The 20,777-nt window shown below is 57.6% G+C and carries 19 protein-coding genes and 8 pseudogenes; 14 read left to right on the top strand and 13 right to left on the bottom strand.

The features are described 5' to 3' along the window. On the bottom strand, positions 1–423 hold the full coding sequence (locus BA011_RS30355) for a Dabb family protein (RefSeq protein ID WP_261330490.1): 423 nt from the start codon (positions 421–423) through the stop codon (positions 1–3). Between the two features lie 25 nt (positions 424–448). Here BA011_RS30355 and BA011_RS30350 point away from each other — a divergent pair, with 25 nt between their 5' ends. From BA011_RS30350 to BA011_RS30330, 5 genes and pseudogenes are all read left to right on the top strand, one after another. After that, positions 449–1,381 carry a LysR family transcriptional regulator gene (locus BA011_RS30350; protein ID WP_315858626.1) on the top strand — a complete coding sequence of 311 codons (933 nt, stop codon included), beginning with the start codon at positions 449–451 and terminating at the stop codon, positions 1,379–1,381. A gap of 133 nt (positions 1,382–1,514) precedes the next feature. After that, positions 1,515–2,375, top strand: coding sequence for a sugar phosphate isomerase/epimerase family protein (locus BA011_RS30345; protein ID WP_065283496.1), 861 nt, complete (start codon positions 1,515–1,517; stop codon positions 2,373–2,375). A gap of 171 nt (positions 2,376–2,546) precedes the next feature. Further along, positions 2,547–3,386: an intradiol ring-cleavage dioxygenase gene (locus BA011_RS30340; protein WP_065283495.1), complete on the top strand. Its 840-nt coding sequence runs from the start codon at positions 2,547–2,549 to the stop codon at positions 3,384–3,386. Positions 3,387–3,903: 517 nt separating this feature from the next. Then, on the top strand, positions 3,904–5,331 hold the full coding sequence (locus tag BA011_RS30335; RefSeq protein WP_065279332.1) for an ISNCY family transposase: 1,428 nt from the start codon (positions 3,904–3,906) through the stop codon (positions 5,329–5,331). A 246-nt stretch (positions 5,332–5,577) separates the two neighbouring features. Beyond that, a pseudogene (locus BA011_RS30330) lies at positions 5,578–5,712 on the top strand (helix-turn-helix domain-containing protein); the annotation flags it as partial. 31 nt (positions 5,713–5,743) lie between these two features. On the opposite strand, the gene BA011_RS30325 reads toward BA011_RS30330, so the two are convergent. From BA011_RS30325 to BA011_RS30300, 6 genes are all read right to left on the bottom strand, one after another. Continuing rightward, on the bottom strand, positions 5,744–6,424 hold the full coding sequence (locus BA011_RS30325; protein ID WP_237352725.1) for an ABC transporter ATP-binding protein: 681 nt from the start codon (positions 6,422–6,424) through the stop codon (positions 5,744–5,746). Next, the gene (locus BA011_RS30320) at positions 6,381–7,157 is read right to left on the bottom strand and encodes an ABC transporter ATP-binding protein (RefSeq protein WP_065283493.1); all 777 of its coding nucleotides are present in this window, start codon (positions 7,155–7,157) and stop codon (positions 6,381–6,383) included. Before BA011_RS30320 ends, BA011_RS30325 begins: the two co-directional genes overlap by 44 nt. Beyond that, positions 7,154–8,113: a branched-chain amino acid ABC transporter permease gene (locus BA011_RS30315; protein WP_151343632.1), complete on the bottom strand. Its 960-nt coding sequence runs from the start codon at positions 8,111–8,113 to the stop codon at positions 7,154–7,156. Before BA011_RS30315 ends, BA011_RS30320 begins: the two co-directional genes overlap by 4 nt. Then, complete coding sequence (locus BA011_RS30310) at positions 8,110–9,006, bottom strand: branched-chain amino acid ABC transporter permease (protein ID WP_065283491.1); 897 nt, start codon at positions 9,004–9,006, stop codon at positions 8,110–8,112. The genes BA011_RS30315 and BA011_RS30310 overlap by 4 nt, the downstream gene beginning before the upstream one ends. Positions 9,007–9,146: 140 nt before the next feature. Further along, positions 9,147–10,427, bottom strand: coding sequence for an ABC transporter substrate-binding protein (locus BA011_RS30305; RefSeq protein WP_065283490.1), 1,281 nt, complete (start codon positions 10,425–10,427; stop codon positions 9,147–9,149). A 577-nt stretch (positions 10,428–11,004) separates the two neighbouring features. Next, entirely contained in the window at positions 11,005–11,835 is an 831-nt protein-coding gene (locus BA011_RS30300; protein WP_269466225.1) for an IclR family transcriptional regulator, read from the bottom strand. 77 nt (positions 11,836–11,912) lie between these two features. On the opposite strand from BA011_RS30300, the gene BA011_RS30295 reads away from it, so the two are divergent. From BA011_RS30295 to BA011_RS30280, 4 genes are all read left to right on the top strand, one after another. Continuing rightward, positions 11,913–13,364 carry an NAD-dependent succinate-semialdehyde dehydrogenase gene (locus BA011_RS30295; RefSeq protein ID WP_065283489.1) on the top strand — a complete coding sequence of 484 codons (1,452 nt, stop codon included), beginning with the start codon at positions 11,913–11,915 and terminating at the stop codon, positions 13,362–13,364. Between the two features lie 25 nt (positions 13,365–13,389). Further along, a complete protein-coding gene (locus tag BA011_RS30290; RefSeq protein WP_065283488.1) occupies positions 13,390–14,550 on the top strand; it encodes an iron-containing alcohol dehydrogenase in 1,161 nt (386 codons plus the stop codon). Between the two features lie 48 nt (positions 14,551–14,598). Beyond that, the gene (attM, locus tag BA011_RS30285; RefSeq protein ID WP_065283487.1) at positions 14,599–15,390 is read left to right on the top strand and encodes an AttM family quorum-quenching N-acyl homoserine lactonase; all 792 of its coding nucleotides are present in this window, start codon (positions 14,599–14,601) and stop codon (positions 15,388–15,390) included. Between the two features lie 220 nt (positions 15,391–15,610). Further along, positions 15,611–16,786 carry an E22 family MetX-like putative esterase gene (locus tag BA011_RS30280; protein ID WP_064245041.1) on the top strand — a complete coding sequence of 392 codons (1,176 nt, stop codon included), beginning with the start codon at positions 15,611–15,613 and terminating at the stop codon, positions 16,784–16,786. A gap of 165 nt (positions 16,787–16,951) precedes the next feature. On the opposite strand, the pseudogene BA011_RS42725 reads toward BA011_RS30280, so the two are convergent. Further along, positions 16,952–17,187, bottom strand: a pseudogene (locus BA011_RS42725) (aldehyde dehydrogenase family protein); the annotation flags it as partial. A 78-nt stretch (positions 17,188–17,265) separates the two neighbouring features. Beyond that, positions 17,266–17,448: a hypothetical protein gene (locus BA011_RS42720; protein ID WP_151343630.1), complete on the bottom strand. Its 183-nt coding sequence runs from the start codon at positions 17,446–17,448 to the stop codon at positions 17,266–17,268. Positions 17,449–17,511: 63 nt separating this feature from the next. On the opposite strand from BA011_RS42720, the pseudogene BA011_RS44540 reads away from it, so the two are divergent. Next, positions 17,512–17,734: pseudogene (locus BA011_RS44540) on the top strand (helix-turn-helix domain-containing protein); the annotation flags it as partial. Between the two features lie 50 nt (positions 17,735–17,784). Continuing rightward, positions 17,785–18,077: pseudogene (locus BA011_RS42715) on the top strand (IS3 family transposase); the annotation flags it as partial. Positions 18,078–18,119: 42 nt separating this feature from the next. Here BA011_RS42715 and BA011_RS30270 read toward each other — a convergent pair. Genes BA011_RS30270 through BA011_RS30260 form a run of 3 tightly spaced genes read right to left on the bottom strand, consistent with a single transcriptional unit; the run spans position 18,120 to position 19,251 of the window. Continuing rightward, on the bottom strand, positions 18,120–18,707 hold the full coding sequence (locus BA011_RS30270; RefSeq protein WP_065283485.1) for a poly(R)-hydroxyalkanoic acid synthase subunit PhaE: 588 nt from the start codon (positions 18,705–18,707) through the stop codon (positions 18,120–18,122). After that, positions 18,704–18,934 carry a hypothetical protein gene (locus tag BA011_RS30265; protein ID WP_065283484.1) on the bottom strand — a complete coding sequence of 77 codons (231 nt, stop codon included), beginning with the start codon at positions 18,932–18,934 and terminating at the stop codon, positions 18,704–18,706. Before BA011_RS30265 ends, BA011_RS30270 begins: the two co-directional genes overlap by 4 nt. A 41-nt stretch (positions 18,935–18,975) precedes the next feature. Continuing rightward, positions 18,976–19,251, bottom strand: a complete 276-nt coding sequence (locus tag BA011_RS30260) for a hypothetical protein (RefSeq protein ID WP_065283483.1) — start codon at positions 19,249–19,251, stop codon at positions 18,976–18,978. A 143-nt stretch (positions 19,252–19,394) separates the two neighbouring features. On the opposite strand from BA011_RS30260, the pseudogene BA011_RS45405 reads away from it, so the two are divergent. Then, positions 19,395–19,675: pseudogene (locus BA011_RS45405) on the top strand (group II intron reverse transcriptase/maturase); the annotation flags it as partial. A gap of 117 nt (positions 19,676–19,792) precedes the next feature. Here BA011_RS45405 and BA011_RS42705 read toward each other — a convergent pair. Then, positions 19,793–19,969: pseudogene (locus BA011_RS42705) on the bottom strand (DDE-type integrase/transposase/recombinase); the annotation flags it as partial. On the opposite strand from BA011_RS42705, the pseudogene BA011_RS30255 reads away from it, so the two are divergent. Next, positions 19,970–20,152 (top strand): annotated as a pseudogene (locus tag BA011_RS30255) (transposase domain-containing protein); the annotation flags it as partial. Further along, a pseudogene (locus tag BA011_RS46625) lies at positions 20,149–20,759 on the top strand (plasmid pRiA4b ORF-3 family protein). The pseudogenes BA011_RS30255 and BA011_RS46625, both read left to right, overlap by 4 nt. Positions 20,760–20,777 lie beyond the last annotated feature (18 nt).

Below are 20,777 nucleotides of genomic sequence, written 5' to 3'. Positions count from 1 at the left end.
TCACTCTCCCGCGTTTGGTGTGTAATCAACCTGATAGCGCTGAACCCGAACCCCCTGGAGTTCATCACGGATTTTCAGATGCGCTGGGTGTTCCGCGTAAGCGGCGAGCGCCTCTTCATTCTCGAATTCCGTGTACAGCACCACGTCGCAAGCATAGTCCACGCGGCTGAAATCGACGCCCACTTCGACGTGAAGAAGGCCCGGTACGATACCCCGCAGCGCTTCGAACTTCGTTTTCACGGCTTCGATGGACGCGGTCTTGTTCCCCGCGGAATCGGCGAGAAGGTTCCACATTACGATGTGCTTCACCCGAGCATCGTTTCGCATATCCATAGTTCGGTCCATCTCTTCCAGCATTCGAAAACGTTTGGTTCGATGCATGTTCGCATTTGCTCTCTGCGCGATGAACTGTAGATTTGCCAAAAGTCTTTTTCACTGGAGGCAAAAAGTGAGTGTCAGAAGTAAAGTCGACCGCTGGGCCGAGATCGAGGTTTTTGTGACGGTGGCGAGCGAGCTCAGCATGACGCGCGCCGCCGATGTTCTCGGTGTTTCCGTGTCGAGCGTGAGCCGAAACCTTATGGCTCTCGAACAAAGGCTCGGTATCCGGCTGGTGCAACGCTCGACGCGCAAACTGAGCCTGACGAGCGAAGGCGAACAGTTTTTCACCGATGCCAAGGAACTGATGGCCAGCTGGGATGAAGCCGAAGCGGGCGTCGCATCGAGAGCGCACGCTCCCACGGGCCGCCTGCGCATCGGGGCGTCGCTGTCCTTCTCGTTGCTTCAGTTGATGCCCGTGGTCGAATTGTTCCGGAAGCGATACCCAAGCGTTCTGGTCGAGATCGTCGCATCAAATCGGTACTATGACATCATCGAAAACGGACTGGATCTGGCCATCCGATTGAGACGGGTAGAGGCTGACAGCTCGATCACCATCCGCAGGCTTGCAAGGTGTCGCCGATTGCTGGCGGCCTCTCCTGAATATCTGGAGCGGAAGGGCATCCCGCAACATCCAAACGACCTGCATCAACACGACCTTATCCTGTACACACTCGCCGACAACTGGAACGAACTGCGCTTCAAAAAAGACGATGAGTCCGTGAAAGTCGAGGTCGACGGCATCATTAACGCAAACGACGGACAATTAATCCGCGAAGCAGCCCTGAAGGGCCTCGGGATATTGGCGCAGCCAACCTACATCATTCAAAGTGACCTTGAGGCCGGGCGTCTGGTTCGCGTTCTGGATGACTGGCACCTGCCCGTATTGACCATGAATGCGGCCTTTCCGACGAAGGCGTTTCTCCCTGCCCGCACGAGGCTGTTCCTTGATTTTCTGGTCGAGCATTTCCGCACCCATGACTTCGAGGCGGTGTGGATGAGTTGAGGCAAGGAGCTTTTTGCGTGGGGTGCAACACAGTTTCCAAAGATCGCCGCTTTTTCCCAATGATGCCAAGGATGTATGACGGATCGATCACGCTGGCGTTTGCCAGCCTTGCCTGTGTAAGAAAGGGACTATCATGGCCGCGGGTGTTGAACTCCTAATTTCGTATTTCGCCCTATCTGGCGACGTTCACCCCTTTGGACCCACCGAAATCAGCCCGTTCCCGTTCAAGGATCGCGTGGAAGCTGCCGCGCGTGCCGGTTTCGTCGGCTTTGGCCTTCATCCTGACGACGTGGCGGCGACGAGGGACCAGATCGGCTATGCCGAGATGCGCCGCATTATCGAGGCCAACGGGATCAAGTATCTCGAGATTGAGGCCGTCGTCGACTGGTACAAGACGGGCGAGGAGCGTGCCAAAGCCGACCTGCTGCGGACCCAGATTTTCGAAGCGGTGAACGAACTCGGCATGCGCGACATCAAGGCGCTTCCCGGCTTTGAGGGAGGCGAACCCAACATCGAATTGATGGGGGAAGAGTTCGGCAAGCTTTGCGACCAGGCGGTGGCCATGGGAACTGAGGTCGTCCTGGAAATCATGCCCTGGTCCAACGTCCGCACGATCGAAGCCGGCGTCGGCATCATGGAGGTCGCGAACCGGAACAATGGCGGCCTGCTGCTTGACATCTGGCACATGGCGCGCGGGAACATCCCTTACTCCGACATCAGCACGATTCCGGCGCACTTCATCAAGGCAATCGAGATCGATGATGCTTTGCGGGAGCCGCCTGTTGAGAACATCTGGGATGACACTATCCATCACCGGATGCTTCCGGGCGAAGGGGAGCTGGACGTGCCGGCCTTCCTGCGCACAGTAAAGGCTGCGGGCTATGATGGCGTCTATGGCACCGAAGTCCTGTCGGCGGACCACAGGAAGCGTGGTCTCGATGAAATGGCTCGCCGCGTCTTCGAGTCGTCCATGGCTCAATTCGCTAAGGTCTGAAGGCGCTCTGGCGCCCACGTCACGATCCACCTTGATCGTGTCAGCCTTGGCGTCGCTTGCAGACACTTTGCCCGCTGCGGGTTCCGGAGGACGGCTACAAACCGCATTGGGCTCGACTAACAACCCTTGCTTCCGCAGCATTTACTGACGAACGTTAGGGAGGACCGAACCATGATCCACTATTTCTCAGAAGAAAGCTCGGTCGAAACGGTCAACGCCCGCCTGGGTGGCGAGGTCTCGCCGCGCATGGCGGAGGTAATGGCCTGTCTGGTCAAGCACCTGCACGCCTTTGCGAAGGAAATCCACCTGACCCAGGCGGAATGGGATATCGGCATCGATTTCCTGACCAAGACCGGACAAATCTGCTCGGACGAGCGCCAGGAATTCATCCTCCTTTCTGACGTGCTGGGCTTTTCCATGTTGGTCGACGCCATCAACAATCGCCGTCCCGCAGGGGCGACGGAGAACACCGTCTTCGGACCCTTTCATATCGAGAATGCCCCCATCCGTGAGATGGGCGAGAACGTTTCTCTGGATGGGAAGGGCGAGCCCTGTCTATTCGAAGGCAAGGTGATCGACCTTCACGGCAACCCCGTCGAAGGGGCCTGCGTCGATGTCTGGTCGGACAATGCCGATGGCTTCTATGACGTGCAGCAACCAGGCATCCAGCCGAAATGGAACAACCGTGGCCGCTTCATCACCGGTGAAGACGGTGCGTATGCCTTTCGCGGAATCAAGCCGACGTCTTACCCGATCCCGAACGACGGGCCGGTGGGCAAAATGCTCGGCCACATGGGTCGCCATCCCTACCGCCCCGCGCACATGCATTTCCTTGTCACCGCGCCGGGCTTTCAGAAGCTGGTGACGCACACGTTCGTCGGCGACGACGGCTACCTGGAAAGCGATGCGGTCTTCGGCGTGAAACAGACGCTGATCGCGCCGTTCGAGCGGCTCGACGGGGCCGACACGCTGTGGCGGTCGCCATTCGATTTCGTGTTGACCCCGGCGTGAAGGACGCACCGTGCCGAACGTGAAGATCTTCGTAGACGAAGCACTCTACCCAAGCGTACGCGGGCAGTTGGCGAAGACATGGGATTTGGGGCCTCAACGCAATTTCGGTGATGTTGTGTTCTCGGATACTGCATCCGAGCATAACAGGCGGGGCTTTCACGCACTCGCAATGTCCACAAAGGAATTTAGCATGGCTAGCCGCATGGCAGAGGGCGCATTAGGAACACGGCTTCCTCGGCATGTGCTGTCCGGCTTGGACGATGGTATATGAAATGTCATTAGATGAATGTCCCGACGTTAGTGAACTGGTCTCAGCGAAAAAGCAACTTCCAGCTCCAGCCTCGGTTCCATAAGGTATCTTACGCCACAATGTCTTGTAGCGGCTATTTAGTAATGCGACAGTTGGGCCAGTTAGAGATGCGACAGTCTCGCCTCTCTACGCACTGGTCAATGCCAACGTCGGGAGCAAGGATGACGATCTTCAGCCTGGTCGAGACCATGAGCGGTCGGAGTCGTCATGTCCTTTATGATCACCATGTCGCAGAAAGAATTGCATCGCCTCGAAGTTATCCAGAAGATTCGTGACGAGCGCCTGAGCGTCGTCCAGGCCGCCGAACTGCTCGACCTCAGTCGAAGTCAGGTCCATCGGCTGCTGCAGGCTTATGACCGGAATGGTCCAGCCGGCCTTGTTTCCAAGAAGCGATCACAGCCGAGCAACCGGCGCCACAGCGAGGAGTTTCGCAATGCGGCGCTGGATCTGATCCGGGAGCGCTATCTGGATTTCGGTCCGACGCTGGCGCGCGAGAAGCTGATGGAACTGCATCAGATCTCGGTCGCCAAGGAGACGCTGCGGCAATGGATGACCGAGGCCGGCATCTGGATCTCGCGGCGTGAGCGTAAGCAGCGGGTTTTCCAGCCGCGCGGCCGGCGCGACTGTTTCGGCGAACTCGTGCAGATCGATGGATCGCATCACTGGTGGTTTGAGAACCGTGGTCCCAAATGCGCCCTGCTTGTCTATATCGATGACGCCACCGGCAAGTTGCTGCATCTGCGGTTCGCTGGGTCAGAGAACACGTTCGACTACCTGCATGCGACAAAGGCTTATCTGCAGCAATGGGGTAAACCTCTGGCCTTCTACAGCGACAAGCATGGTGTCTTTCGTTCGACCCATGCGTCGGAGAAAGACCGCACGAGCGGCCTGACGCAGTTTGGTCGTGCGCTTTATGAGCTGAACATCGACATCATCTGCGCCAATACTCCGCAGGCAAAGGGCCGTGTGGAACGCGCCAACCAGACGCTGCAGGACCGGCTGGTCAAGGAGATGCGGCTTCGCGGCATCGATACGATCGAGGCGGCCAACGGCTATGCATCAGAATTCATTGCGGATTTCAATTCCCGTTTTGGCAAACCGCCACGCAATCCGAAGGACATGCACCGGCCGCTTGCCGCGCATGAGAATCTCGATGGCGCCATGTGCCGCAAGGAAGTCCGCACACTGTCGCAGTCCCTGACGCTCCGTTACGACAAGGTCTTGTTCATTCTCGATCCGACGGAGCGGGCCAGAGGGCTGGCGGGAAAGAAGGTCGTTGTCTGCGACTACCCGGACGGCCGCCTCGAGATCATGCACGAGAGCTTCACCCTGCCCTACAGAACCTTCGATACATTGCGGTCGGTCCACCGGGCAGAGGTTGTCGAGAACAAGCGTCTCGACGACATGCTTTCCGTCGTCGCCGAGCTGCAGGCTGGGCGGGAACAGCAGCGCAGTAAGAGCGGCCCTCGCCGCACCGGCCAGACGGATCATATGTTCGGTATTCCCGATGGCAGCCAGGGCAATGGTTATCAGAAGCGTGGCCGCAAGCCTGGCCGGCGGACGGACTTCATGAATGATCCGGAGGTCATCGCAAAAAGGCAGAAGGCGCTGGCGCGCATGGAGGCCGCGGAATGATCGCCTGCACTCATAGTCTCAAAGCTAAAGCCGAAGGGTGTTCCTCACCCGCCCCCGCTCCTCCCTTGCAACCCGGTCCAGCCGGTCGGATCGGCGGCTAATCCGAAGCGCAAGTGTCGCGTTTCTAACCGGCTGACAGCGTCGCGCATCTAATCAGCTTTGACAATGTCTGTAGCCGGGGTGGGTTCAAGGATGAAGTGCGACTTGCAATAGATAACAACGGTTTATCCTTGCAAGGAACGAGACATGAAGCGCACCTACTCCCAGATCGATATCGATGAACGCCGCAAGATTGCCCGCTGGCGTACGGCTGGGATCAGCGTTGACGTGATCGCCGAGAAGCTGCACCGACATCGCTCAACCATTTTCCGTGAGCTGCGCAGCAGAGATGCACAGGCGCTGCCAATGACGGTCAAATAGAAGTGATCTGGCCACGGTCCATGCGATAAACCACATCGAGTCCTCTACCGGCGTGCCGAAGATCGGCGCCGGAAAGAAGGATGGAAAGACCAAGCGGCCGCAGGGATGCGACGACCTCGGAAATGCGCTTGGAAAGCGCGGGGGCGACGCCTTCGAAGGGCTCGTCCAGCATCAACAGCTGGGTGCCCGTCATGCGTGCACGACCGATGGCCACGAGTTTCTGCTGGCCGCCTGAAAGCTGCAGGGCGCGGCGATGGCGGAAGTCCGCTGCCTCGGGAATGAGCGCATAGACATCGTCGAGCCGCTTCTGCGCATCTGTGACGCCAGCTGCCCACGCCGGAATAAGCAGGTTTTCCTCAACAGTCAGTTCGGGAATAAGGCGCCGGTCTTCCGGCGCGAAGCCCATCTGGTGGTGCACGCGCAGATGCGGCGCCTCATGGGAGATGTCCTTCTTCTCATAATGGATCGAACCTGCCCGGAGTGGCAAGAGCCCCATTATCGCACGCATCAACGTGGTCTTGCCGGCACCATTGCGACCGATGATTCCGACCATCGAGCGGGCTTCGACCTTCATGGAAACGTCACGCAGAATAGGAACCCCGCCGATCGAGACGTTGATTGACTTCACCTCAAGCATAGTTGTCCTCCTTGGGAACGCGATGTTCTTCACCAATGATGAGTTCGCGCACTTGTCGGTCACTGAGGACCGTTTCCGGAGGTCCATCAATCAGCACCCGGCCTTCGAAGAAAGCGAGCACGCGGTCGGAGTAGCGGCGAACGATCTCCATGTCGTGCTCGACGAAGAGCACGCTGACGCCTGCGACACGGGTCGCGTCAATAATGCGGTCCATGACCGAGAACTTTTCTTCGCTGGCGACGCCGCTCGTCGGCTCGTCCAGGAAAAGAACCTTCGGCTTGCCAACCATGGCAATCGCAATGTCGAGAAGCTTGCGGATGCCTTCAGGCATCGTGCCGGCAATCGAGTTGCGGAACGCTCCAAGTCCGAACACCGCGAGCGTCTCGTCAGCATGGGTCGCGAGCTCGTCATCGGAAAGAATCGAAAAGCCCTTGGCGCCAACGCTACCCGTTGCGCTGTAGGCAAAAATGAGGTTCTCAACCGCTGTCAGCGAGTTGAACAATTGCGGAATCTGAAAGGACCGGGCAACGCCGCGCCGAGTGATCTGACGAGGTGAAAGCCCGACGATTTCCTGGCCCTCGAGCAGGATCGAACCGGAGTCCGGGCCCAGATAGCCCGTAATCATATTGATAAACGTCGTCTTGCCGGCGCCGTTTGTGCCGATCAGCCCCGAAATCGTTCCAGACATGATGTCGACATTCACGTCGTTTGCGGCAGTTACCGCGCCGAACCGCTTGACGAGGCTTTTTGCTTCAATAATCGGCTTCATGGTTTTTCTCCTGCCTCGACGATTGCCTTGCGCTTACCAAAACGGATGCCGCCAAGGCCTGTCGGCAGAAACAGGATCATCGATAGGATGATGACTCCAAGTACCAGCTGCCAAGTGTTGGGCGCATGCTGATAGGCGAACGTCCTGATAAATTCGAGTGCGAGCGCGGCGATGAATGGCGTGAAGATGTTCCCGGTACCGGCAAGGACCGCGATCACCACGAATTCGCCCGAGGTTGCCCAGAAGGCCATTTCCGGATCCACATGCGCGACGAGAATGCCGCTCATGGAGCCACCTACGGCGGCTAGAATTGCCGCAAGGATGTAGGAGAGATAGATCGTCATGCTTGCAGACGCGCCGAGATACTCGACGCGAATCTCGTTATCCTTGATGCCAGGCAGCAGGCGACCGAGCGCCGTCTTGCCGAAGTACCAGACGGTTATCACCGCTGTGAAACAGATCAGGACGAGGATAACGAGGCCGTTGAAACGCGCAGTACCGCTCAGCGGCAGGCCGAACAAGGTCACGCCTCGGATGTTAAAGCCGTCCGTGCCGCCAAGTTCCACCGACTTCACCAGAAGACCGTAGAGAAGCATCGACAGGGCGAGCGTCAGCATCGCGAAGAAGATGTCGCGGTAACGCGACAGAAGGAGACCGGCGACTGCTGCAGTCGCCGCGGCGATGACGACCGGGGCGATGAGCAAGAGAACCGCTTCGTTGATTTTCCAGAGATTGACCATCAGGCCGACGGAATAGCCGCCGATCGCGTAGTAAAGTCCTTGGCCGAACGAGACTAGCCCGGCGCGCATCATCAGTACAAGGCCGAGTACCGCTAGCCCCTTGGCAAGGCCGATCGAGATGACGAAGTTCCAGGTGGGTAGCCACCAGGCTGCGACGATAAGGAAAAGTGCCGCGCCGACGGCGACCGGCACAAAGGTTTGGGCTTTATTCATCATATCTTGCGCAACTCCACACCGGAAAACAGCCCCTGCGGACGTATGGCGAGAACGATAGCCATCGCTGCATAGATGCTGAACACTTCGACTTCGGGCGAGTAGTGGACCGCAAGAGAGCGGACGAAGCCGACGATTAGGGCACCGACAATGGTGCCAGGAATCGATCCAAGCCCCCCGATCACCACCACTGCAAACATCATGACGACCATTTCGACGCCCATGCCCGGCGCCACGGAGATGGTTGGCGCTGTGAAGGCGCCGCCGAGTGCGGCGAGGATCGAGCCGACCACAAAGGCTGACACTTTCCACCGGCTGACATTGATGCCCATCGCCTGCGATACTTCCGGATCATGAATGACGGCGCGCAGCATCTTCCCCTTGGCAGTGAATTGCAGAAACCACGTCAGGAGGCCACCACTGACGATCGCCACGACGACGACAATGAGGTTGTAGGTCGGATAGACAAGGGGGCCGAGATAGACGTTGCCAAATGCCCACACCGGGTCGGAGGCTATCCATGGATCGACACCCCAGATGAGCTTCACCACGTCTTCCAGAATGAGGAAGAGCGCGTAGGTAACCAGCAGCAGCACGACGGGATCGCGCCCCGCGAAGAAGCGCAGGACGCCCCGTTCGACGACGAGGCCGACAACCGTACCGGCGATCAGCGCCGCGACAATCATGACCGGAATGCTTCCAGCGGGCGGCAGGCCCTGGGCGAACCACCAACCCAGCAGAGTCACCGACATGTAGGCGCCGATGGCATAAAACGTGCCATGGGCCATGTTGAGGATCTTCATCACGCCGTAGATCAGCGTCAGGCCGACTGCGATGATGAAGAGCCATGCGGAATACAGAATGCCGTCAATAATAGCGCCTAGAAACGCGTTCATGCCACACACCATTTCGAAACGAGGGGCGGGATTCATCTTTCGGTGCCAGCGTGGCATGCGACGAGTGAAAACCGCTTCAAAGGGATTGCGTCGCCAAACGCGCCGGGAGAACCCGCGCAAGCGATGCCGCGGTTAACAAGTCACTTCAGCTTATTCTTGATCCACTCATGGCTGGTCATGCCTTCCGGTGGGTTCACCCTTTCTGGAGCGTAACGGATCACATCGACGAAGGTCAGCTTGCCATCGACGGTCTTGGTGCGGCCATAGACCATTTCCTGCACAGCCTGGTTGCCCTTGCCCAGCGACATCTTCACTTCGCCCGAGGGACCCTGGAAGGTGGCACCCTTGAGAGCAGCGGCGATCTCCTCCGTAGTCGGCGTCTTGGCGGTGTCGCCGCCCTGTGCCTTCTCATAAGCGAACTTCGCCGCAAAAAGCGTCTGCACCATGTGGTAGGACGGATAGCTGGGGGGCGTGGCGGACTTGGCGTTGTAAGTCGTCTTGAACCAGTCGTTATAGGCGTTCTCCGGTGCAAAGATGCCGTTTGGACCGCGGGCGCCGATGATGGTGCCATCTGGGATTTGTTTGGCCTGGCGATGAATCGCCGTTTCGCCTGCCGTCAGAACGACAGTGGCGTTCTTGAATAGGTCGCGCGGCGCTCCCTGAAGCACGAGACCCTCAAGGTCGCCACCCCAGAAGCTCGAATGAATGATATCGGGTTTGCTGCCGAGAATTGCGGAGATTTCGGTATTGTACTGACCGGCACCGAGCTTCGGCATCTGCGAGGTCGTCAGCGTCACTTCGGGGCGAAGGCTCTTCAGTGTGCCCTCAAAGTCGTTCCAGGCGTCCTGACCCCAGGCGTAGTTCTGGTTGATGCCGGCGTAGGAGTTGAATTTCTTGACTGTCTCGTTGACGTAGAGTGCGGCACCGGCGTTGTCCATCGTCGCGGTTGCAACGGGGCGGAATACATATTCGTAGTCAGCTTCCTCGAAGATGCGCGGCGTGCCGCAATCGAAGAGAAGTGTCATGGTCTTCAGTTCTTCGGCAACAGGCGCGACCGCAAGACAATCGCCCGAGGACGTGTAGCCTACGATCATGTCTACGCCCTGCTGTTCGACGAGGTTGCGTAGTTCGGAAACCTGCTTGGTGGTGCCACCGGCCTCGTCGATGACGACGAGTTCGATCGGACGGCCGCCGAAGCCGACCTTGTCATACGGCGCCGGGAGCTTGCCACCGGCATTGACCTGCTCGGCGAAGACTTCGGCGGCAATCTTTGCGGGTATGCCGAAGGGACCGGCCGGTGCGCCGGACAGGAACGTCACGACACCAATCGTGAAAGGCTTTGACTCCTGAGCCAAGAGGCCAGCGGGGGCGGTGGCGGACAGAAAGATCGCTGCAATGGTCAGAGACCACGACTTTTTCATAGATTTCCTCCTCTACGGCAATTGCCGGATCTGATGCAAAGACACATGCCCTTGCGGTGTAGGCCGAAGCGTCCTCTCACGCTGCGGTGGCGCAACATAGTTCAGTATATTGAACTTAGTTCAATACTGTGTATAGTAAAAATTGCAACCAGCGTCAAGATGCTGGAACAACTGTCCAGCCAACAAGCGAGTACAAGCCGCGGCGCAAATTGTTCCGAAAGCGAAAAAGAACCGTAAGGCGCACGAAGAATCACTGAATATGAGGACGGCTTCTCGTGAATTCCCCAAGAGCTCGGTTCTGGCAAAGCTTTCATCAGCAAGTCGACATGGAGAAGATGTTCGTTAGCCTGCTTAAGCTATTCTCGACTGAAGTGGGAAACCGCGACATCGATCATCCGACGGTTCAAACGTCGATAGTGCATCGGATTGATTGTGAGCCCAGGTGAAGATTTTCGCAGCCTTCGGTTCGAGGCTGGGACTGCGTTGGGGTCAAGGAACAGACGCGCTGCCAAACGGAGCCAACCCCACCTGGCCTCCCTCGGTCGGCAATGAATTTCCGCCCTCGCCAAATGCTACGCTATCCTTCGTCACGGAAGCGTGATGAGCTATTATGCCCCAATTGCTCAGAAAGAATGGCGGCTGATCTGCGCATCGTCTCTCCGAGTGACTCGATAAGCGCCGGAGTTGTTTCGCTTTCCAGAAGGCTGATGGCAATGCCGGCAACCGCGCATCGCGTATGATCTCGCACAGCGGTGCCGATGCAAATCATCCCTTCGCGAACCTGACCGTTATCGATCGAAAAACCGCGCGTACGGATGTCAGCCAGCTCCTGCCTTAGCAAGCCAAGATTTTTGACGCTTCTGGAGGTGATGGGCGGAGGAAAGTTTGCGCTGAACAGCGCCTCGAGCTTATCTTCCGGCATTTCGGAAAGCAGCATTTTGCCGGTCGCGGTAAAGGTGGCAGGAAGACGCATTCCGATCCGGAAAGTATGGCCCAGGGGCTGGTCGGAATTTCGGCAATCAATATAGACGACCTCGTCACGGTCAAGAGTTGTCAATGTGACCGTGTAAGGCGACAATGTGGTATCGGAAGCGAAATAATTTCGGAAAATCGAGACGATGTCCATCTCGGACAGAAAGCCGTGCGCCCAGCGCATAGGATGGGGGCCGAGGCGGTACGTGCCATCCTGTTTGCGAACGAGCAGGCCAAGCTCTACCATGACACCAAGTAGCCCGTGCGCCGTACTCTTCGGCAACGACATCGCCCGTGTGATGTCGGCGGCCGACATTGCGCCGCCAGAATTGGTGACAAGATCGAGGATCGAAACCGCGCGCCTGAGAGCCGGAACAGAATCGACGGATTTGCCGATCGCAGTGTCTTCCACTGCGGCGCGTCTTGTACTTGACACTTCCAATACCTCCTGTCAGGCTAGTTCAATATAACGATACTAGTTCATTTAAATGAACTGTATGCTTGGAGGAGATTATGGTCAATCTAAAAAAAATGGAACTCCTGCGCGATCGATGCCTGATAGATGGCAAATGGGTTGCCGGCTCTCAGAACAGCATCGCCGTCAAGAACCCAGCGACGGGGGAGATTGTCGGCACCGTTCCTTCACTGGAGGCGGCAGATGTTGAGCAGGCGGTCGTAGCGGCCGAAGTTGCATTCCGTTCGTGGAGCGCGCTTGCAGCGAAGGAAAGAGCGGCCATCCTGCTCCGCTGGTTCTATCTGATAATAGAAAACGCGGACGATCTGGCCGCGCTGATGACGGCTGAACAGGGCAAGCCGCTGTCCGAAGCCAGGGGGGAAATGCTTTACGCCGCCTCCTTTATCGAATGGTTTGCCGAGGAGGCAAAGAGGGTCTATGGGGACATCATACCCGCACCAACCACCGACAAGCGCATCCTGGTTTTCAAGCAGCCCATCGGTGTCTGTGCCGCAATCACGCCGTGGAACTTCCCGGCAGCAATGATCACACGCAAGGCGGCGCCTGCGCTGGCTGCCGGTTGCACCATGGTGGCTAAGCCGGCTGAGCAGACACCCCTCACGGCGCTGGCTCTCGGCGTGCTAGCCGAACAGGCGGGTATTCCCGCCGGCGTTTTCCAGATTGTGACAGGAAAATCACGCGAGATCGGCAAGGTGCTGACGGAAAGCGACATAGTCAAAAAACTGTCTTTCACCGGATCGACCGAGGTGGGGCGAATTCTCATGGCGCAGTCTGCGCCGACGATAAAGAAACTGTCCATGGAGCTCGGCGGCAACGCACCCTTCATCGTTTTCGACGACGCCGACCTCGATGCCGCCGTCGACGGTGCCATCGCTTCGAAATACCGAAATGCTGGTCAGACCTGTGTCTGCACAAACCGTATCTACGTGCAGTCGGGTGTTTACGATGTCTTCGCTGAAAAGCTTGCAGCGAAGGTTTCTGCACTGAAAGTCGGTGAAGGCACGCAGGTGGATGTAACAATTGGACCGCTGATTGATGCTGAGGCCATCGCCAAGATCGAGGACCATATTAGCGATGCGATCGCAAAGGGCGCGAAAGTGGTCGTAGGTGGCAAGCGACACAGCCTCGGCGGGACATTCTTCGAACCGACTGTCCTGACAGGAGCGACACAGGCGATGAAGATCGCCCGCGAGGAAACCTTCGGGCCACTCGCGCCTCTCTTCCGCTTTGAGACAGAGGAAGAGGCGCTCGCTATGGCCAACGACACGGAATTCGGATTGGCTGCCTATTTTTATACTGAAAACATCCGCCGGACATGGCGAGTGGCCGAAGCGCTGGAATACGGCATGGTGGGTCACAATACCGGTCAGATCTCGAACGAGGTGGCGCCATTTGGCGGCGTCAAGCAGTCCGGCCTCGGACGGGAAGGCTCCCGTTACGGAATCGATGACTATTTGGAAATCAAATATCTGTGCTCGGCCATCGCGTAAACGGCTGGCAATGAGGGAGGAGTTAATGACGATCAATCCATTCGAATTTCGAACTGTCCCATCCATGGAGATGGCTTGGGGCGGAGCTAAGCGAATAGGTGAAATCATCGCTGCGCGTTTCGCTGCGCGCAAGGTGCTTTTGGTCACCGACGCGGGCCTTGTGAAGGCTGGGATGATTGCGCCCATTGCTGCCAGTCTGGGGGCGGCTGGCTTCAGTGTAGCGATTTTCGACAAGGTTGTGCCCGATCCACCGGAAAGCGTTTTGTATGGCTGTGTCGTGGAGGCGCGGCAAGTCGGAGCCGATATTGTCGTTGGTCTCGGTGGCGGCTCGTCATTGGACATAGCCAAGCTCGCGGCGGTGCTGCTATCATCAGAACAATCACTCGCCGACATGTATGGCATCGGCAAAGTTCAGGGCGCGCGTGTCCCGCTGGTTCTCGTTCCGACAACGGCGGGCACAGGTTCTGAAGTCACCAACATTTCCATCATCACCACCGGCGAGACGACTAAGATGGGGGTCGTGTCGCCGCAACTATACGCGGATTTCGTGCTGTTGGATGCAGAACTTACCGTCGGTTTACCGCAGGTTCACACCGCCGCAACTGGTATCGATGCGATGGTGCACGCCATCGAAGCCTACACCAGCAAGCACAAGAAAAACCCGCTTTCGGATGCTTTGGCACGCGAAGCGCTGCGGCTGCTCGGCCGCAATCTTATCGCTGCCTGCAAGGAGCCTTCCAATCGGGACGCTCGTGAAGGCATGCTTCTCGGTTCAACGCTTGCGGGCCAGGCCTTCTCCAACTCCCCGGTGGCTGCCGTCCACGCACTGGCCTATCCGCTGGGTGGACATTATCACATTCCGCATGGTCTTTCGAACGCTCTGATGCTCGGCCCAGTCCTTCGCTACAATGCACAGGCGGCTGCCCCGCTTTACGCCGAGCTTGCCGATGTGCTTGGGGTCAGGGGAAGCGGCGACGCCACGGCCTGTTCCGAGGACTTTGTTGCCCATATGCAGGTGCTGATGGATGAAAGCGGCGCGCCGCGCCGGCTTCGCGATGTCGGTGTAACCGACAACAGTCTCGCCATGCTCGCCGCCGACGCGATGAAACAAACCCGCCTTCTCGTCAACAATCCGGTCGAAGTCCGGGAAGAAGACGCGCTTGCCCTTTATCGGGAAGCCTTCTGAAGCTTTCCGCAGAAATTCACCGTTCAAATCACCGCGGGAGGATCCAACGTGACGGATATCAGACTTTACATGCTTCAGTCCGGCACCCTGAAATGCAAAGTGCACAACATCAAAATGAATCAGGGAAATGGCGCTGATTACGAAATCCCGGTTCCCTTTTTCCTCATCACCCATCCCGACGGTCACACGATCATCGACGGTGGCAACGCCATTGAAGTGGCAACGGACCCGCGCGGCCATTGGGGCGATATTTGCGACGTGTACTGGCCCGTTCTTGACAGGAACAAAGGATGCGTCGATCAGGTCAAAGCTCTCGGCTTCGATCCGGCCGAGGTTAAATATGTCGTGCAGTCCCACCTGCATCTCGACCATACCGGCGCGATCGGCCGGTTCCCGAATGCCACGCATATCGTGCAGCGGGCCGAGTATGAATATGCTTTCACTCCCGATTGGTTTGCCGGTGGAGGCTATATCCGCAAGGATTTCGATCGCCCGGGTCTGAAATGGCAGTTTTTGAACGGCACTCAAGACGATTTCTATGATGTTTATGGTGACGGCACGCTGACGACGATCTTCAGTCCTGGCCATGCGATGGGCCATCAATCCTTTCTCGTCCGCCTTCCCAACAGTGAGCCGCTGCTTCTGACGATCGATGCGGCCTACACTCTCGACCATTGGGAAGAAAAGGCGCTGCCTGGCTTCCTCGCATCAACGGTGGATACCGTTCGCTCTGTACAAAAGCTGCGCACAATCGCGGAAAGGACGGGGGCCAATGTCGTCACCGGTCACGACCCGGATGCGTGGTCGAGCTTCAAGAAGGCACCAGAGTATTACTCTTGAGAAACCGCCGGGCCACAGCCGCGTCATAATCCTATAGAGGGCGAATACGCCTCTTTGGAACCTGAGAATATCAGCGCAATTACGAAAGCCCAGCGTGTTCGCGATGTCTTTTGCGGAAAAATGGGGTTTTGGACCCGGATCTATTTGAGCTCCAGTGACAAGCAAACCGAGGCTGAGACGACCACTTTGCTTCATTGGTAACCCAACGAGGGAGAAATAAATGCGTCTGAAAATACTCATCACTATTGCCATGATGGCCGGCCCTGCATTGGCGTACGAGCCATTGGTTGAGAAGCGGGAATTTACCCTGAAAAACTTCGTGACACGTGGAGGCAAGACGGTTCCCGAAATGCGGTTGGGATATGAAACCTATGGCACGCTGAACAAAGCCAGGGATAATGCCATCCTGATTCCGCATTTTTTCAGCGGAAGCAGTCACGCGGCGGGGAAATATAAGGAGGAGGATGTAAGCGCCGGCTATTGGGATGCAATCATCGGATCGGGCAAGCCCATCGATACGGACAAATACTTTGTCGTGTCGGTCGACACACCGGTCAATCTCGGTGCCAACGATCCGAACGTCATCACCACCGGCCCGGCGACGACCAATCCCAAAACAGGAAAGCCTTGGGGTATGGATTTCCCGATCATGACGATCGGCGATTTCGTTGATACGCAGAAAGGGCTGATGGAGCAACTGGGGATTGGGAAATGGCATGCTGTCATGGGCGCCTCCATGGGAGGGCTGCAAAGCTATGAATGGGCAGCACGCTATCCCGACAAGTTGGAGCGGGTGATTCCAGTCATTTCCTCTGGTTGGGCAGACGCGAATCTTATCGCGTGGCTGGACGTATGGGCGTCGCCGATCAAACTGGATCCAAACTGGAACGGTGGAGATTATTACACCGGCCAGGCGCCAAAAGCGGGGCTGGCTCAAGCCATGAAGACTTTAACACTGCAGGCAAATTCGGCAGAATGGACCGACGGCACATTTGGGCGTGACTGGGCCAGAGAAGGTGCGGATCCCGGGCAGAGTTGGGCGAATGACTATGAGGTTGTCACGAAGCTGAACGAGGCGGGCGCAGCACGGGTAGCCCAGTTAGATGCGAACCATTTCCTTTATCTGGTGCGCGCCAATCAATTGTTCGTCGCTGGACATCCCAAAGACAGCCTGTACAAAGGGCTCCTGGATATCGAGGTGCCCGTGATGCTGATCTATACCGATGAAGACCTGATTTTTCCCGGAAATGCAGTGCGAGAGACAGGAACGATTATCAAATCCGACGGTACGCCAGTCGAATTCGTCGAACTGGAAGGCACGCGAGGGCACATGGATGGCGTGTTGAGCATTGCTCAGGCAGGAGAGCGAATTCGAGCATTTCTTGAGGTCAAGTAGGAGCGGGCGGGCCCTCCCTTTTCCTTAAGCCGAGCCAGCAACTGCCGTCGTCGTGGCTGTAGTCGGCCACACCCGCCGTGCTCGGGGTCCATAAATCGGAAAATTAGTGGTCTCCGGCAAGTCCAAGACAGCCGAGGTGGTCCGCTACGCTCTCACTCGTCGCGACGCACGATCGAAAACGATGAACGGCGCGTTGCCGCCAAGCTCGGCGCCGCGTTTCATGATCTCGTCGGCGCCCTGGAGCATCAGGATCTTGCCGACACTGGTCGCGCCGGTGAAGGTGAGCTTGCGCACCTTCTCGTTCTCCGTGAATTTCGTGCCGATAAATGGGAATCCTCGGAAAGCACGAACATGAAGACACCAGTCGACAGGCCTGCGCGCTCTGCAAGCAGTGCGAGCGATGTGCCGAAAGCGGTTTCCTCGGTAGTGATCGGTGCGAGGAAGCGGATGATGTGGCCCAACGCCGCAGGTGAGCAGGATCAGCCCTTGAAAGGCGTTTCTCGCTGACCTGACTGATAAATTCGCCAGCGTCGCTGTTGCGAGTAATCGAACACATGGCTATGAAATCCCACACTGATTTCGATCTGCCACGGGTATTTTTCTCCAAATGTGCCCGTGTCTTTCCCTGTGCGAACGCGTTTTGCAAACAATGCAGCGTTCAAGACGCTTCCTTGGATCGAGCGTGCTTATAACCGGCAAAATTGCGGCTGAACGAAAGTGCCGAGATGAACCACAAAAAGAAAATCTATCGCGTTGCGGAAGCTGCACGTCTAGCGGGGGTTTCTGCATCGACACTTCGGCTTTGGGAGAAGGAGGATCTCATCGTACCGGATCGCTCGGAAAAGGGCCACCGGCGGTACGACGCTGACCACGTTACGCGGTTAAAGCGTATCGCATCGCTCAGAAAAGACAGACGACTCACCATCGCGGGGATCCGCGAAGATCTCAGGAAGTCTTCGCCAGAAACGGGCACGCCTCGGGACGCGAGTGATGCCATTCCGGAAATGAAGAAGCGGAAGCAGCTCGAAGACGAAAACGCCCGGTTGAACCGGATTGTCGCAGAGCAGACGCTGGAGCTCAATATGTTGCGGGAGGTCCATTCGCCGAAACGTCCAAGGCCTGCTCGGAAGCGGGAGGGGTGAAGGACATGTGCCGGGATTAGATGGTCTCGATCCGGCGTGCCTGTGGGCCGTTGAACTTCGATCGGACCACCTACCACTACACGTCTCTCCACGCCGATCAGGCCGGTCCGGAACGTCGTATTCGTGCGATCTGCGAGACGCGTGTGCGGTAAGGCTATCGTTGCTTGCATGTGCGGTGTCGCGGGGTTCGGTCATGGCTCATCCCTCCCGTGGCTGTGTGGCGACGCCGCCTGCACCTTCGGCCGCATCGCGTTGCGCCCTGAGGCGCGCAGCTCCCGCCTCAGTTCCGTAATCTGGCGCGTCAGCTCGTCGAAATCCCGCTGGCTCGGAACGCCGAACAGCTTGGCGACGCTGTCGGTCATTTGCTGCTGGCGGGTGCGCAGGTCCAGCGCGGCGCGCAGCAAATCGCGCTGCGCGGCGAGGAAATTCTCCGAGCGCTGGTTGCTGCTCAGTTCCTCGTTGACAATGTCGCTCCACGCCTTGAAGGCCTTGCGCCAGCCGAAGTCCTCGGCGTCTTCTTCCTTCATGTCGGCGAGCGTGGCGCTATAGCGTTCATAGGCCTTGCTCCACGGCACCGAGGCGATGGCGCAATAGGCCGCCATGCGTTGGATCACGTCCATCCAGGCCGCCATCAGCGCGTAGACCTGCCGGTCGAGGTTGCACATGTCGGCAAGGCGCGGGGCTTCCGCCATGCGCTTGATGGCTTCCGAGATCTCACCGCCCTGCGCGACGGCAAACAGACTGCTGTCGGCCGCGCGCGTGGTGAGGAAGGACATCATCGATTTGAACTACTTTTTCCAACTTCCCCTGCCTGCTCGATATTGCTGCGCCACATTTGCGACATGCGCGGCAGCATCTGCGAGAATTCCGGTTGGTCGTCCGAGCTCGGGGTCATGGCCGGCTCACTCGCCTGCGGCCGCGCAAGCGCGCTGGCATAGATCGCCCGAACCTGGTCGTAGTCGAGCTTGCGCGGATTGTTGACCAGGATGCGCTTCTGCTGTTTCATCGCATCCTCCGCCCGCAGGCCGGAGCTTGCACAGCAGTTTTTCATTTGTTTGCGGCGCAGGGAATATCGATGGAAGAGCCCATAGCTTTCGATATGTTGAGTGAGTTGACGGCCAGCTTCCTGGCGTTCTCTTCGATCCGGGCCGTCTTCTCGCCAATCTGAGCCAGAAGGTCGCTGCATTCCTCCTGCACAATCTCGGGCAAGCCGATCTCAGTATTTTCTATGATGGCATCAATTCGCTTGATGTGACCAATTCCCTGCGGAATCACCTGTCCATATTCGTAGAGAACGGCGCGCAGCCGTTCGCTGATGAACAATACGCTCACGCGCCCGAAATAGAACCGCCAGCACAGGGGCGGAGCAGCCCGTAGGAGTGCTGAAGGTCCTGTAATGAGGCTGGAGCGAAGGGGTTGCGTTGTTCAGCTCTGGAGCGTGGACAACCGGCGACGGGAGGATCCTCGTGGATAGAGCAAACCCGTATGCGATCTCGAAAAGGGAGGTGTGGGAAGCATATAAGAGGGTTGGAGCCAACCAAGGAGCGGCTGGTATTGAGGCCAGACGATTGCGGACTTTGAGGCTGATCTTACGAACAACCTGTACAAGCTCTGGAATCGGCTGGCGTCGGGCAGCTACTTTCCGCCGCCGGTGCGGCGGGTCGACATACCCAAGAGTGATGGGAAGACGCGCCCGCTGGGCATACCTATGGTCGCCGATCGCATTGCGCAGATGGTGGTCAAACGCCAGCCCCGCTTACCCCGCAGCAAGCTCGAGATGGGCAATTTCGCCAGATCGTAAGACATTGATATCATGGTAAATGAATCGCAATCACGGTCGGTGGGCATTTTGTCGGTGATCATTACGCTTTGGCGGCATGCCCTGCTTCTTCAGAAGTCGCGTCAGCAGGCGCTTGGCCGCCTTGGTGGTACGGCGCGTCTGGACGATCTCGTCGAGCACATATCCGTTCTGATCAACCGCTCTCCACAACCAGCATTTCTGACCGTTGATGCGCACCACGACTTCATCGAGGTGCCAGACGGTGCCGATCGCGCGGCCTTCATGGCGACGATGATCATGACCGCCAAGCTCAACGATATCGATCCGCACGCATGGCTTGCCGATGTCCTGGCACGAATTGCTGACATGCCGACAACAAAGCTTGCAGAGTTGCTGCCGTGGAATTGGACAGGTCCGCGTCCTATGATGGCGTTGGCATCATGACCGTCGATCGCATCGCCAGGCTACATATCCAACTCGACGATATCGAGCCTTTGATCTGGCGCAGGGTCGAGGTTCCACTCACGATGAGCTTGAAGGGGCTCCACGATGTCATTCAGGCCGTGATGCTGTTCGAGGATTATCATCTGTTCGAGTTCGAGGCTGGTGGGCGGTGTTACGATGTGCCGGATCCAGAAGACCTCTATGAACGCAAAACCTTCGCAGCTCGCAACGTCCGCATCGCGGCACTCATCGAGCGTGGGATCGCGACCTTTAGCTACACCTATGACTTTTCGATAACTGGCGGCACACTATCACGGTCGAGGTAGTGGAGGATGGAAACCCCAGCATCGAATATCCGCGCTTCATCGATGGTGAGCGCAGAGCGCCGCCGGAAGATGTTGGCAGCACCTCGGGGTTCGAGGAATTCCTGAACGTTATGGCGAAGCCACGACATGCGCAGCATCGAGAGTTCTTGCGTTGGTATGGTGACCGCTTTGACTCAGAAGATTTAAGCGTTGATATCATTCAAGTCCGTGTCGCTAAAATTGCCCGCCGTCGGACACTCGGAAAAGCTGGATTTGCGAAAAGCCCAAACCAGCACCACTGACCAAATCTGAAAAACACA

Origin of the sequence: Rhizobium leguminosarum (assembly GCF_001679785.1) — a bacterium.
GTDB lineage: Bacteria > Pseudomonadota > Alphaproteobacteria > Rhizobiales > Rhizobiaceae > Rhizobium > Rhizobium leguminosarum_R.
Note: the sequence above shows the minus strand (reverse complement) of the source record. Positions and strands in the feature narration are given on the sequence as shown.